Below are 13,105 nucleotides of genomic sequence, written 5' to 3' on the forward strand. Positions count from 1 at the left end.
AGATACTTAAATTTCTTTCTTAACATATCTAACAAAATACAAATTATTTAAAAATGGAACCAATGATGATTCCATTTTAATTGAAATTCTAATTATTAAGCCGTACCGGCTGTTTTAGTAATAGTATTATTTCCTGTACCCTGCATACTAATCCCAGTGGTAGGATTATTTGTTAAACTCGTAAGAGTACCCCCTCCATTAATTCTTTGCATAGAAGTCCTATCCAAATTTGATACCACGGTTTTTTTTAAAACTAATTTCTTCTTGTTTCTTATTTTCATTTTTATTAATATTTATTTCACAAAGCTATTTAAAAATTTACATTCTTTATTGTCATTTTGCCTTATATATGATCCAATTTATAAAATGGTATTAAAAAAAAACACGCATAAACTATTGATTATCAATTTTTTTTATAAAGTAAGAAGCATGTATCCCTGTTTGTTTTAAAAATGCACGATTAAAGGATTGGATACTAGTAAATCCAACTTCAAAAGCTATAGCTTTTATTGAATATAATCTAAATTTCGGGTCATTTCTCAATTTATTTATACAGAAATTAATCCTTAAATCGTTTATATACTGACTGAAGTTTTTCTGTTTATTTATATTGATTATTTTAGACAAATATGTTGAATTTGTACAAAATGATTTAGCTAGAGTATCCATTTTTAATCCTGATTTTAAAAATCTATTTTTTTCTTCAAAAGTCTTTAATTTATATAATATATCTTTTACTATTTCCTCATCTATATCTAGTTCTGACGAAACCTTAGAAATATTATTTTCTTCCTGATAAGAAATTTGAGGTTCTACTATTTTCTTTTCCTCAATAAGTTTTTCAAATTTACTCTGATAAATTTTCTTTTTCCTGTAGTAAAAGAAAATTAAAACTAACAATAAGAAGATAATTAAAAAGGACAGTATGATCCCACTATCAGACCTTCCTTTACTTTTCTTTAGTTGATTAATAGCAGTATTTCTTTCATTAATTAATTCTTTATAATCATAATGTCTTACGATATTTGATTTTATATTCTTATTATTAATATTAAAAACACTATCAAAATGAATCAATTTATTCAAGTATTTTATTTGATTATCCTTATCATTTGATCTTCTATAATAATCAATTAATAATTCATAACTATCTCTTATATCTATGGAAAAGTTTTCATCATTTGTTAGGAAATCAATTTTTTTTAAATAGGAAACTGCTTCATTTTCCCGATTGATTTTAAGTAGAACTTTGGCTATTTGAAGGTAAATTATTGTTTTATTCGCGTCATAATTATTGGATTGCTCAATTCGTACTTTAGCTTTGATTAAGGAATCTATAGCTTTTTTATAATTATTTTGCATTCGATTCTGAATTCCGTTTAAAGCTAAAAAACTAGTATATAGATCTTTGTCATTACTTTTATGACTTTTAGCTAAACCAGAATGAATATATTTTTTAGCAGAATCTGGAAACTTTAATCTTAAAAATGAATCCGAAATAGCAAATAATGTGCTGTTAAGTGACCCTTTTAAATCTATATCATTTGTGTCACTTTTAATTACATTCAGATTCTCTTTAAATAAAGCTAAGGCTTCTTTTTCTTCTCCTAAATTTTTTTTTAGAAGTCCTATATTATGTTTTATGGCTATTTCGTAAAATTTATTCCGATTAATTTTAGCGAATTTTAATGCCTCCAAATACAAGTTTAACGCCTTATTATATTCTAGATTATTAAAATAATAGACTCCTTTTCTTAAATAAGCTAAACTAGGAAATTTTTTATTTTGTTTATCTTTTGTTATGTGAATAATACTATCTAAATAATCTATTTTTAAAGAGTTTTCTGATATTTCCGATAATAATTTATACCCATTTGCAATAACCAATTCATCTTTCTCCTTTTTCGCTTTTTTTAAATAGGAATTAGCATATATTTTAGACATCAATGAATCTCCCCGATAAAGATTATAACTTTTTTCTAATTCTTCTAATGTTTTATCGTGTAAAGAATCTATTGAAATATTTACTTGAGCGGTTAGAGTAGTAAAAAAAATTAAACAAGAAAATGAGATAGATAGACATAAAAGTTTTCTATCATTATTCTTTTTTTTCTGTTGTTGATATATTCTCATCTAAAAGGTTCTCTTTTAACCAGAATAACTGATTTATATTCTTAAATAATATCCTTTCAATTTATGAATTGGTAATCCTCAATTTATGAATTGAAACCATCTTTCCTTGCTTTAACGTAATTCTCACCCATATATTTGTCTCAACGTTAAAACGTAGTTCAAAAATCTGATCAGTGACAAAACTACTATAAAAATTAAAAATAATCTTATAGGATTCCGTAATGCGCTTAAAAAGTTTAGTATCTAAAAATTAAGCTAATTAGTCCGATCCTAATAACCCAATAATTAAAGTTTTTTAAATAAGCCGCTGCAACCAAGTGTTGTGAAGTTTTATAGACGATGTCTGTTGTCATCGATAGGGACTTTGCATTCAAATTTTAAAGGAAAAGAGTAAAAAAGTAAAGTAAGGAAAATAAAATATGAACTCAACAAAAAATCAATATATCGTAGAAGGAATCATTACAGGAAATAACGATGTCCTAAAATCATTCTATAAGAAAAACTTACCAGCAGTTAGAAAGATTATTCTAAAATATCAAGGCACAACCGAGGATGTAGAAGATGTTTTTCAGGAAGCAATGATATTAGTGTATCATAAATTACGAACAGGGGATCTAGAATTGCACCAGTCGATTCATGCATATTTTATAGGGGTTTGTAAAAATATTTGGAAGAATCAATCAAGAAAAAAAAGAATGTTAGAATACAGTGAGCCTATCGTTCAAAAAGCAGAGGACAATGATGTGTCTTTGTACGATAAGATAACCAATAGGGATCAAGAAGAAGTGTTTTATAGACATATAACTAAACTTACGGATAGCAGCAGATTGGTATTAGGATTATTTTTTGAAGGAAAAAGTATGCGTGACATTGCTAATAGTACTGGGTATACAGAAGGGTATACCAGAAAAAAGAAGTGTATGATTAAAGATCGTTTATTTCAGATGGTACAAAACGATCCTATCTATGCCGAATTAACAGTATAACAGTTGTTTAGTAGGACTTTATTAGGCTTAGTTACTAATAAGAGGACTGAGGTTCTCGAAGTATAGGGTCTAAAGCTCTATAATTATAATATAAGATATAAATACCAAAAGACCCTACAATCTTACGGTATAGATAATCTAAATAAAAAACCGTTGCGCAACGGAAAAGGCGGAAACCGAAAAGCCTTTAGATAATAGAGTAGGTGCAAATTATTTTAAATTAAAAACAACATGGAAAAATTTGAAAGTTTAAAAATCGAGAAAATTGGATTAAGTAATATTTATGGAGGTCTTCAGTATATTGATACTGTCTTAGGTTCAGGAAGTTCACAATTATGTGATTGCTTAGAAGATACAAACGATAACGGAAAACAAGATCCGGGAGAATGTGCTGAAATAGTAGTATGCTAACATTAAATAATATCACAAAAATCAAATACATATGAAAACAATAAAAAAATTTCAAAGTTTAGAAATAGAAAAGAACTCGCTGGGTTCTATCTTGGGAGGTGCTAATAGTGTTCCTACGTCAAAAAACTCAGACGGTTTATATACTGACATATGGGAAGATAGTAACAATGATGGGACCTACGGAGTAGGTGATATGATTTGTGCAGTAGAACCTTTTGCTATTCACTAGTCAAATAGGAATGTGTAATGGTAAAGAGATAAGTATATTCTAGATATTTACTTATCTCTTTGAATAAAAAACTACATTTACAAGAACCTATCTTTTAAAACCTAAAAATATGCCATCAAAATATCTTCTTATGTTATTCACTTTTCTTATCGTTTCTTGTGGTAAACTACAACCTACCAATAAAGAAATTGAAAAAGCTTTTCAGAAAGTCAATAACGAAAAACTTTGGAAAGAGTTAGAAGAAATGGTTTATATGGATCAATACTATAGAGGTATGATAAGTGGATTAGATAGATATAGTGTACATTATCAAAAGCAAAAAGACTCTCTATTAGCATTATAACTTACAGTAGATCATAAAAACACAATAAGAATTATAGAAATCACCGAAAAATATGGACTTACAAACCCGGAAAGGACTGGTCAACCTATTGGAGCGTGGCTTATATTACATCATGCACCAATAGAATATCATAAAAAAATTAAACCTTTGGTCGAAAGAGAATTTAAAGCTAGAAGAATGGATAGCATTACATATGGATTGCTAAATTGGACTTTAAATGGCAGAAAAGGAATACCTGAAGTACCAGGATTAGAAATAATAGATAACAGATGAAAACATTTTATATATATAGTGTTTGTTTACTTGTCTTGCTCTCGTGCAAGCAACATATAAAAACGAATGAAGAAATTGAAGTAGCTTTTCAAGGTCTTGACAAAGCAAAATTACAGAAGGAACTGGGTATTATAGTTAAAAATGATATGCGCTATAGAAAACCTTTGGACTCTTTATATAGAATTGGAAAACAACCTCCAAAAAAAGAATGGGACTCACTCTGGAGTATTCAAGAGCGTTTAGATGATCAAAATACACAAAAACTCATCACTTTTACTGAGAAATATGGATTCCCAAATCCAAACCGTAGTGGAAAACCAATTCCTATATGGCTAATATTCCAACATGCGGATGATAAATATTGTGATCAATTGATGCCATTGCTACATCGTGAACTGGAAGCAAAGAGAATGACTACCGCAGAATATCATTTGATCAAATGGAATTTAGAAGGACGACAGGAATTACTACCTCTCAAAATTGTTACTAAAAACTAAAAAAATATTCTTATTATGATACTTGTCATTGGTGATACTAACGATATCACCACTAATATTGCTATGGAGTGGATTCGTCATTATACCAAAGATGTAAAACGAATTAACTTCTCAGGTTATACTCCGTTAAATAGTCTTAAAATCACAAATCAAACTTGTACTTCAAAAATTGCTTGTATTGATACAAGTAAGGTTGAAAAAATATGGCATCGTCGTGGAAGTATGCGTTTTTTACCAAGTACACTTAGAAATACTACTTCATCTTTATATACCTATCTAAAAAAGGAGGAAGATAGTTTATTAAAATCGTTGGAAGATATTCTTGGTGATACTAAAGAATATATTGGCAGCTATCATAAAGAAGTTGAAAATTATAAAATTGATTATTTGCTAAAAGCAAAAGATTGTGGTATTCGAATCCCGGATACATTAATAACAACTTCCAAAAAGGAATTACAATCGTTTTTTAATGCTTATGATCAAATTATTACCAAAGACATTCGATATGGTATAAAGATAAAAGCTCAGGATTCTGGGATGTATTCAGCAGGGACCTTTGTCGTATCTGAAGATATGATTACATCTATGAAAGAGCATTTTGCTCCAACATTGGTACAAGAAAAGGTTGATAAAAAGTATGAAATCCGAGTTTTCTTTTTTAAAACCACCTTGTATCCTATGGCTATTTTATCACAAAACGACACCAAAACTTCGGTCGATTACCGTAATTATAATAGAGAGAAACCAAATAGAAATGTTCCTGTTCTTTTATCAAAACATATTGAACAAAAGGTACTAAACTTTATAAAAAGATCTAAACTCTCTACAGGATCTATAGATCTTATCGTAGACAGATCAGATGATTATATATTCTTAGAAGTTAATCCACAAGGACAACTAGATTGGGTTTCAAAACATTGCAATTATTATATCGAAAAGAATATCGCAGAATATCTAGTCTTTAAATAATCAATACTAAAGTAATATGGACCAAATAAAGAAATTACAACCCGTTTTACCGCTTACGTTTCAAAAAGCAGAAATTCAAAAAAATAGGATTTTCAAACAACAAAATAAAACAATTGCAATTGATTATATAGATACAGATGCAATGACTCCTTATAGTTTTTACAGACCCATTTCGAAAATTTTTACCCTATGAAAGTTGAGCAAGAAACTCCTTTTAAACTTATTGCAAATTGTATACCTGTAAAAGGAGCTAAAAGAAGCTCTATTTGTGATCTTCATAGGGGATCCATACAACTAATCCCTAATGATTTATATGAGCTAATAAAAAAGCATGAAGGTAATACCATTAAGGAAATTAAAAAGGAGTATAATCATAAATATGATACCATAATTGACGAATATTTTGAGTTTTTAATTGAACATGAGTTTATATTTTTTACTACCACTCCAGAGTTATTTCCGAAAATGCCTATGGAATGGCAATCACCTAATGAAATTACGAATGCTATTATAGATATTGGAAGAAGTTATAAGTATGATATTTTTAAAGTATTAGATGGCTTAACCAATATAAATTGTAAACATGTAGAATTTAGATTTTTCAGAAAAATTGACCTTGATGAAATCGAAACTATTGTAAAGCATCTAAATACTATAAAATCATCTGTACTGTCAATAGATTTTACGATACCTTTTTCTAAAGATTTTGATAAGAAAAAAATGCAGGACTTTATGTATAATTTCCCTAGAGTTTGTTCTTTTAGGTTTTATTCCGCTCCTGAAAAAAAGTTTGTGTTACCAATTGAAAATAAAAGAGGATATATTATTTATTCTAATCAAGTTTTAAAGAACGAAAAATGTTGTGGACTTATTGATCCAGGTTTATTTTCGGTAAATATTAAAACATTTACTGAGTCATTGAAACATAATTCTTGTCTAAACGGAAAAATCTCAATAAATATAGATGGTAATATTAAAAATTGTCCATCAATGAAAAAATCTTTTGGTCATATTGATAAAAATACTTTTGAAGAAGTTTTAGAGAATAAAAATTATAAGAAATATTGGAGCATTAATAAGAATCAAATAGAAACTTGTAAAGATTGTGAGTTTAGATACGTATGTACTGACTGTAGAGCTTATGTAGAGACTCCTCAAAATACTTTTAGTAAACCTTTAAAATGTGGGTATGACCCATATAAAAACACTTGGGAAGATTGGGATAAAAATCCATTAAAACAAGAAACTATAAATTATTATGGGTTAGAAACTTTAGATAATATTGCTTAAGGTTGAAAAACTATTATAATTTATGAAAATGTAAGGTAACATTTTGTGTTTTAATGATACTATAATTATAAGAGTCCGAATTTTAAATAGAAAAATGTACTAACTAAGTTCCTTAATTAACGTATAAGGTTAAAAGGTATTGTTGTAAAAGCAAATTTCATTTTGTAGGAGTTAATAAGTTTATAATAAAAAGAAGTAAAAAATAAAAGTAAAGTATCATGTTTGAAAATAAGTACACACACAAAATCATGTTTATCATTGTCCTTTTTCTCCTATGTAAAGAAATCAATGCTCAGGAATATAAAAATATTACTTATCCAACAGATATTGGTAATTATTTATTTTCATTTGATGAACAGACTAATGTAGTTTTTTATGTAAATAGTAAGAATAAGATATTTGATAAGGAGGGAAACCAGATTAAAAACCCTAATCAGATAAGGGAAATAATAAAAGAAAATATAGGGGTGATTGATAAAGTATATTTACATTCTGATGCTGTAGCAAATTATGATATTGTAAATTTAGTAAAAACGTTTGTTGCAAAAGAAGGGATTAAGAATATCGTGTATGTCACTTCTCCGGCTTCAGTTACTGAAATGGGAAGTGGGGTTTTAGGTACATTACCTATAAAAATTGAAGATAAGAAACAATATAAAGATGTTATTCACAAAGTTAATAGTGAGGACACTAAGAATTATCGATTTAAGAATTTAATACTTTTAAATAATGAATTTGTTTTTTTAGGGAATAAAAAAATTAAGATTAAAAGTCGTGTTTATAAAAGATTATGGGATAAAACGGATTTTTTGAATGTTAATTTTCATGAGAACTTAAATTATAATGATTATGTAGCATGGTTGTGTACTAATAATAGCATTAAGTTATCTCGAAAATTACGTTATAAGAAAAATCCTATAGTACTTGAACAAATGAGTGTGATTTCAAATAGTAAGAATGGAGAAAAACAAACATTTATTATTAATACTAATTTGAATTTTCCATAAAACGGAATACTATTTTGAATACTTTATATCAAAAATATTTTCAAAGTGGAATGCTTAAAAAAATATAAACAGTATGTCGATTAGAACAAGTCAATTATATTCTTTTGGATTTGTTTTGTCACTTAACGATTAGTATTTATGATGTCGAAAAGCGTAATGAATTGATGCCATTAACGATGTATTATGCGCAAGTGATATGTGAATGGAAGACAAGAGTTGCTTTAATTTGGTAATAAGTTTTTAAAATTTATTATAGTATATTTTTAGATAGTACGTATTTATTGGTTTTATTTACTCATAAATAATATATAAGAACAAATAGAGAGACGAAAGTTATTACAAAATCATTTTAATAATAAGAAATAGTACTCGTTTTTATTACTATTTTAACTATATCAAAATTTTGAATAATACAGTCATAATTACGAACATAATAAAGGTTGAAAAATCCCTTGAGAGCACAAATATAAGCATGCGAAATTAGAATTTGTTTTGCTTTTCGACTATCTTTAGAGTAAAAAGTAATTGGATGGTTAGAAGTATAACGATGCTCTTCATAGTAGTTTTATGGAGTTCTTGTAATATTGGAAAACAACATGAAAACGCTACTAATGAGATTAAAGGATGGCAAGAAATCTACAGAAATGATAGCGAAGGAAATCCTTTATCTGGAGATATAAGTGATTTAAAAAAAGCAGTTCGTCAAGGTTGTAACATTAGAGTAGGTTGGGGGATCTATAATGAGTACAAAAAAGACGGACTAAAGCAAGTTATTACTGTAGAGCATGCTGCACAAGCTCAATTTATTACCATTAGTAAAGGCCATGTTTTTGCCCAATTATCAGAAATCATGGGCCAAGCACCCTCTAGAGAATTACCTCATTTAAACTTAATAAAAACACATTCTTGGTATTCTATTTTAGGAACAACCGGAGAAATGACACAAGTATACCTTGATAACAAAGATGTAAATCAAAGTGATGAGTTTTCTGATAACGTAAAAATGATCTGGTATGTTAATCTCAATGATTGTGATTACAGTAAAAATGATGACCAACCACTATATTAAACCAAACTCACTATGAAAAGAATAGTTTTTTGCTTTGTTTTTTATATACTCCTATTTTCTTGTAATCAAGTTAAAAAGGATACGTCTAATAGTGCGCAACCTGAATTAGAAAAACAAATGGAAATTACACCGAAACAAGGAATTATAACAAAACAAAGTACTAACACTTTTGATGATACCTATAATAAATTGGTAACAATTATTGAAGATAATCCGAATCTAAAAATCATAGCGCAATTAGATCATCAAGCCAATGCAGCATCTGTTGGATTAGAGTTAAATCCAACTAGAATTATAATGTTTGGAAATCCTAAATTGGGAACTCCCTTAATGCAAAGTGCTCAAACTACAGGATTAGATCTACCACAGAAAATTTTGATTTTTCAGGATGATTCCGGTATTGTGAAAATTTCTTATAACGATCCTAAATACTTACAGCAACGTCATGATATAGATGATATCGAAGAGGTACTAAATAAGATAAGTGGAGCGTTGGATAAAATTACTTCGGCTGCAGCAGGATTATAATCATACTTAGTTTTTTTATAATATTTTGAGAATGAAATTTACTTGTATCCACGACTAATTCTGGACTTTTACTTTGATGGGACCACCACTGGAAACATAGCTTCCGCCGATTTCATCAATGTTAATGTTTAATTCATTGCTGGTACTGATTTCATTAATGTCAATCTTGAGTTTATCGTAGGTACTAATACTCTTGATATTTACATCTAGTTCCTCGTTGGTTGCTAATTTAACTGTAATCGTTCCATCTTCGTTAATAGGAATCAATCCGTAATTAGGTAATAAAGAACTATCATTAGCGTAAGCTTTTGGTATAATATCAATGTCTTTTATTGCAATAATGCTTAAAGCAATTGCAATAATTGTTAGAATAGATTTTGTATAGGTATCAGTTTTCATAATATGATGTTTTTTTATAGTATATCAAAAACTACACCGATATATTATATGATAAATTAACGAAGTAATTTTTTATCCAGTGACTCGGTTTGTTCTTTAAAATACCACCCTTCTGTTAGTTTTTGTAAATCAATCTCTAATAATGGATTTACGTGGTAATTGATATTCTTTAGAGAATAATGTAGCGCTGTTGAAGCATTATTTATTGAATTGTTTAAAAGTGGTAGATTAAATCTGTCAATTCGCATTTCAGTGATAATATCTGTGTAATTATTCTCTAGGGCGATGCGTTTATTTTCTGGATTCAGGTTTCCATCAATATCATTAGGCATTTTTACTTTATTAGAAAGTGATAACCCAAGTCGTTGTATAAATTGAGAATTTATTTTTAAAGAATCTGCATTTTGTGATATGGTATCTGCGTGAATGGAATTCTCTTGTTTTATATATTCTAAAAGTGAAACCTGAAAATAATACTGATATCTAATTTTATTGTCCGATGTTTCTACTATATGTTCTATGGAATTTCGTTTTTTTATAGAATTATCGGAGCACCTTATTAAAAGTTTTTTATTGAGCTGTGTATCACTTAAAATTGAAATCGTTACGGCTTCTAATGGCATATAATTGATCGAATCTACACTTTTACTGATGATATCTTTCAAAATATTTGAACCACGCCAAGGTGATTTCTTAAAAATAGAGGATGCTAATAATCCAATAGATACAAATGGCATAGCGATAGTTCCCAATAATGATGTTGCTACAAAAGGGACTTTTAATAATATAAACTTTAAGTATTTATTACTTAATAAAACTCCTTTTATACGAACAATTGATGGATTAAAAAGATTCTTTTCTATTTCATCAGCATATTGATTTTTATCATTAAAAAAATCGATGCTTTTAATTTTATTGGTAAATTGATTTTCTAAAGTAGAAAAGCCTTCATTAGCAATGAAAGGACGTTCTGGTCTAAACCCACCAGTAGTTTCTTTTAGAGATAATAGAGTGCTTAAACGAGCAAATTCGAAAGCATATTTTCTAGCTTTTAGAGATGCAAACCCACCAAAAGCCTCAATTTCGCTTCCTGGTAACTCTATGGTGTTTAGATTTTTATTAATTGGTAGTATTGCTGCGCGATATGCATTTTCATTTTTTCCATCTGTATTTAATGCAAAATCAGCGATTACTTTAAATACTGTCTGAGCAAAAATGTTTTTATCCTCTTTCTTAGTTAGTTGAAGTTTTTCATATACTTTATCAATCTTAAGAGGTTCTGATTTTCGGATTTTTTCATCAATAAGATCTTTAAGAGCTAGTAAATCTTCTTGAAGTATTTTAATACAAGTATTTTGATCACCATTTTTGTTATCGCAGTTCTTTTTAATTTCTGATAAGAAATATATCATAGGATCTCTGGTACCTAAAGATATGATTCCGTTTTTGAGATTTTTAGCAATTTTATTGAAAGCGGTAGCAATAATTTCAATATTTAGATTACTACTCATATCACTATTAGCGTCTAGATAATTGAAGATAGTGTTTCGCAGTTCGAAATTTTCTTTTATGTCAATGATTTTATGTTCTTCTTTGATACTTCCTTGGTTTGTTAAAACACCTAAAATACTAGAAGTGTTCCCCAGAAGTTTACCCAATTCTTTTTTGAAAGTTACTTCGTGGTTGGACATTTTAATAGGAGAGAAGGCCGATACTTTAAATGAATGATATTGTTCTTTTCTAACAATTGGATCTACAAATAGAATGAGTCTTTCTTCGTTTTGGGTAATTCGTCCAAAATCTTGAAAAGTTCCTATTTTAAATGCTTCCCGAATCGGTTCATTATTGAAAGTTCCTCCATCAATATATGGGAAATTGAAGCTGTTATAGTCTAGTGTATTTTCTCCTTCTTCTGCAAAAAAACTATTTTGTTTAAAGGTGGTATTATTCTTAGATGTATGAGTGTCGATTTCGTTTTGTATTTTGATGAAAGAAGATGGCCAGTTTGTGTTATTATCATTATCACCAAACTCTTGTTTAAACCTTTTTAAGACTACGGGTTCAAAAGCAATAGGAAACGCTCCACAGCCAAGTGCAGAAGCCGAAATTGTCGCCCAGGCGGATTGATCAGTCATCTTAAAATGTGTTGGGGTATTTGGATCGGGAGTATTACAAAATTTTAACCATCTAGAATCTGTTTCTTTTTGCGCTTTTTGCACTTCGTTTTCATCAAACACAAAATCTATAACACGTAATTCTGAATGATTTTCTGACCCTACAGATTTCAAAAAGTTTTGCTGTAATCGATCCTTGTTGGAATTACCGTTTTTAAAAAAATCTATCTCAATTGGTAATAAATTGGTTAAGGAACAAGCAAAAATGACTCGTTTAGGATCTAAAAGCTGTCTTCTAGAAATATCTACTCCATCAGAGGCCATTAAATATTTTTTGGTAAGATCTTCTAGAAGTTTTCTGTCTAGTAAAGAAAAAGATTCATTAGGTTTTGGCTCATAGTCATCCTGAGCTTTGGAACCGTATAGTTTTAAGGAGTTCACTTCGTCTACCCATAATTTATATTGGATCTTTTGAGCAAGTTGTAATGCTTTTAATGTTTCAAACTTATCTTTGTATTCTTCTGCTTTCGAAATATCTCCGTTAAAGTAGTCTCTTATAATTTCATCAAGTAATTCTTTCTGGGTAAGTTGCTCACTAAATAGTGGCATCATTGCTTGGTAATCAATAAGGCATTTAAGCATTATAGTCAAAGCAATTGCGCCGGCGCTAGCTCCACTCATTCCATCAACGATTACTTTATCATAATCATTTTTGTTTTTGTCTTTACCATAAAGCACTAATAATTTTAATGCCTCGGTTAATGCCGAACCAGAAAAAGAACCTAAAGAGACTCCTCCTCCCATTGCCAGACAGACACGAAGTATTTTTCCCATGATTTATTATTTTATGTTGTTTT

General features: G+C 28.7%; 15 protein-coding genes. 11 read left to right on the top strand and 4 right to left on the bottom strand.

What is annotated here, in order from left to right; all coding sequences use genetic code 11:
* Positions 1-95 precede the first annotated feature (95 nt).
* Together D1815_RS20450 and D1815_RS20455 are read right to left on the bottom strand one after the other, a co-directional pair.
* Positions 96-281 carry a class I lanthipeptide gene (locus D1815_RS20450; protein ID WP_118389077.1) on the bottom strand — a complete coding sequence of 62 codons (186 nt, stop codon included), beginning with the start codon at positions 279-281 and terminating at the stop codon, positions 96-98.
* A gap of 112 nt (positions 282-393) precedes the next feature.
* The gene (locus D1815_RS20455; RefSeq protein ID WP_118389078.1) at positions 394-2,133 is read right to left on the bottom strand and encodes a helix-turn-helix domain-containing protein; all 1,740 of its coding nucleotides are present in this window, start codon (positions 2,131-2,133) and stop codon (positions 394-396) included.
* 419 nt (positions 2,134-2,552) lie between these two features.
* On the opposite strand from D1815_RS20455, the gene D1815_RS20460 reads away from it, so the two are divergent.
* The 11 genes from D1815_RS20460 (at position 2,553) to D1815_RS20505 (ending at position 9,735) form a co-directional block, all read left to right on the top strand.
* Positions 2,553-3,119, top strand: coding sequence for an RNA polymerase sigma factor (locus D1815_RS20460; RefSeq protein WP_118389079.1), 567 nt, complete (start codon positions 2,553-2,555; stop codon positions 3,117-3,119).
* 231 nt (positions 3,120-3,350) lie between these two features.
* Positions 3,351-3,530, top strand: coding sequence for a hypothetical protein (locus tag D1815_RS20465; protein ID WP_118389080.1), 180 nt, complete (start codon positions 3,351-3,353; stop codon positions 3,528-3,530).
* Between the two features lie 31 nt (positions 3,531-3,561).
* Positions 3,562-3,759 carry a hypothetical protein gene (locus tag D1815_RS20470; RefSeq protein WP_118389081.1) on the top strand — a complete coding sequence of 66 codons (198 nt, stop codon included), beginning with the start codon at positions 3,562-3,564 and terminating at the stop codon, positions 3,757-3,759.
* A 109-nt stretch (positions 3,760-3,868) separates the two neighbouring features.
* Positions 3,869-4,102, top strand: a complete 234-nt coding sequence (locus D1815_RS20475) for a hypothetical protein (RefSeq protein WP_118389082.1) — start codon at positions 3,869-3,871, stop codon at positions 4,100-4,102.
* A 147-nt stretch (positions 4,103-4,249) separates the two neighbouring features.
* Entirely contained in the window at positions 4,250-4,375 is a 126-nt protein-coding gene (locus D1815_RS24020) for a hypothetical protein (protein WP_255420144.1), read from the top strand.
* A gap of 146 nt (positions 4,376-4,521) precedes the next feature.
* A complete protein-coding gene (locus D1815_RS20480; RefSeq protein WP_162897375.1) occupies positions 4,522-4,872 on the top strand; it encodes a hypothetical protein in 351 nt (116 codons plus the stop codon).
* A 15-nt stretch (positions 4,873-4,887) separates the two neighbouring features.
* Complete coding sequence (locus D1815_RS20485) at positions 4,888-5,841, top strand: hypothetical protein (protein WP_118389084.1); 954 nt, start codon at positions 4,888-4,890, stop codon at positions 5,839-5,841.
* Positions 5,842-6,030: 189 nt separating this feature from the next.
* Positions 6,031-7,131, top strand: a complete 1,101-nt coding sequence (gene gwsS, locus D1815_RS20490) for a grasp-with-spasm system SPASM domain peptide maturase (protein WP_118389085.1) — start codon at positions 6,031-6,033, stop codon at positions 7,129-7,131.
* A 218-nt stretch (positions 7,132-7,349) separates the two neighbouring features.
* Positions 7,350-8,138, top strand: a complete 789-nt coding sequence (locus D1815_RS20495) for a hypothetical protein (protein ID WP_118389086.1) — start codon at positions 7,350-7,352, stop codon at positions 8,136-8,138.
* A 529-nt stretch (positions 8,139-8,667) separates the two neighbouring features.
* Positions 8,668-9,207, top strand: coding sequence for a hypothetical protein (locus D1815_RS20500; protein ID WP_118389087.1), 540 nt, complete (start codon positions 8,668-8,670; stop codon positions 9,205-9,207).
* Positions 9,208-9,219: 12 nt separating this feature from the next.
* Positions 9,220-9,735: a DUF302 domain-containing protein gene (locus tag D1815_RS20505; RefSeq protein WP_081415603.1), complete on the top strand. Its 516-nt coding sequence runs from the start codon at positions 9,220-9,222 to the stop codon at positions 9,733-9,735.
* A gap of 54 nt (positions 9,736-9,789) precedes the next feature.
* Here D1815_RS20505 and D1815_RS20510 read toward each other — a convergent pair whose 3' ends face one another.
* Positions 9,790-10,134, bottom strand: coding sequence for a hypothetical protein (locus D1815_RS20510; RefSeq protein ID WP_118389088.1), 345 nt, complete (start codon positions 10,132-10,134; stop codon positions 9,790-9,792).
* A gap of 56 nt (positions 10,135-10,190) precedes the next feature.
* Positions 10,191-13,082 carry a patatin-like phospholipase family protein gene (locus D1815_RS20515; protein ID WP_118389089.1) on the bottom strand — a complete coding sequence of 964 codons (2,892 nt, stop codon included), beginning with the start codon at positions 13,080-13,082 and terminating at the stop codon, positions 10,191-10,193.
* Between the last annotated feature and the right edge of the window lie 23 nt (positions 13,083-13,105).

The organism is Aquimarina sp. AD1, from assembly GCF_003443695.1.
GTDB lineage: Bacteria > Bacteroidota > Bacteroidia > Flavobacteriales > Flavobacteriaceae > Aquimarina > Aquimarina latercula.

What these genes read in the sequence shown, in the direction of transcription:
- D1815_RS20515 (WP_118389089.1), bottom strand. Translation starts at nt 13,082, where the DNA reads ATGGGAAAAATACTTCGTGTCTGTCTGGCAATGGGAGGAGGAGTCTCT.
- D1815_RS20475 (WP_118389082.1), top strand. Translation starts at nt 3,869, where the DNA reads ATGCCATCAAAATATCTTCTTATGTTATTCACTTTTCTTATCGTTTCT.
- D1815_RS20460 (WP_118389079.1), top strand. Translation starts at nt 2,553, where the DNA reads ATGAACTCAACAAAAAATCAATATATCGTAGAAGGAATCATTACAGGA.
- D1815_RS20480 (WP_162897375.1), top strand. Translation starts at nt 4,522, where the DNA reads ATGCGCTATAGAAAACCTTTGGACTCTTTATATAGAATTGGAAAACAA.
- D1815_RS20450 (WP_118389077.1), bottom strand. Translation starts at nt 281, where the DNA reads ATGAAAATAAGAAACAAGAAGAAATTAGTTTTAAAAAAAACCGTGGTA.
- gwsS (WP_118389085.1), top strand. Translation starts at nt 6,031, where the DNA reads ATGAAAGTTGAGCAAGAAACTCCTTTTAAACTTATTGCAAATTGTATA.
- D1815_RS20470 (WP_118389081.1), top strand. Translation starts at nt 3,562, where the DNA reads ATGAAAACAATAAAAAAATTTCAAAGTTTAGAAATAGAAAAGAACTCG.
- D1815_RS20505 (WP_081415603.1), top strand. Translation starts at nt 9,220, where the DNA reads ATGAAAAGAATAGTTTTTTGCTTTGTTTTTTATATACTCCTATTTTCT.
- D1815_RS20510 (WP_118389088.1), bottom strand. Translation starts at nt 10,134, where the DNA reads ATGAAAACTGATACCTATACAAAATCTATTCTAACAATTATTGCAATT.
- D1815_RS20455 (WP_118389078.1), bottom strand. Translation starts at nt 2,133, where the DNA reads ATGAGAATATATCAACAACAGAAAAAAAAGAATAATGATAGAAAACTT.
- D1815_RS20485 (WP_118389084.1), top strand. Translation starts at nt 4,888, where the DNA reads ATGATACTTGTCATTGGTGATACTAACGATATCACCACTAATATTGCT.
- D1815_RS20500 (WP_118389087.1), top strand. Translation starts at nt 8,668, where the DNA reads ATGGTTAGAAGTATAACGATGCTCTTCATAGTAGTTTTATGGAGTTCT.
- D1815_RS20495 (WP_118389086.1), top strand. Translation starts at nt 7,350, where the DNA reads ATGTTTGAAAATAAGTACACACACAAAATCATGTTTATCATTGTCCTT.
- D1815_RS20465 (WP_118389080.1), top strand. Translation starts at nt 3,351, where the DNA reads ATGGAAAAATTTGAAAGTTTAAAAATCGAGAAAATTGGATTAAGTAAT.